The sequence below is a fragment of the Lacinutrix sp. MEBiC02595 genome, assembly GCF_053601555.1.
On the sequence record NZ_JBSHNU010000139.1, the window covers coordinates 1 to 226 of the forward strand.

Sequence of the window (226 nt, forward strand, 5' to 3'; positions counted from 1 at the left end):
CGTATACTATTCCAGGAGTACCAGCAGGAACAGTAGATATCGTAGTAGATACAACTACTTTACCAGCAGGAGCAAGTTTAACAGAAGGAACAGAGCCAACATCAGTAACGGTACCAACAAATGGTAGTGTAGATGCAGGAATAGATGGTTATACTACAGCCGGAACAGTAACTGGAACCGTATATAACGATGAAGATGGTGATGGAATACAAAACGGAACAGAAAC

1 protein-coding gene is annotated in these 226 nt (G+C 41.6%); it reads left to right on the forward strand.

Annotated elements, in window-relative coordinates; all coding sequences use genetic code 11:
- A partial coding sequence (locus tag ACVCZW_RS02085; protein WP_452231525.1) for a hypothetical protein occupies positions 1-226 on the forward strand: 226 nt, incomplete at both ends.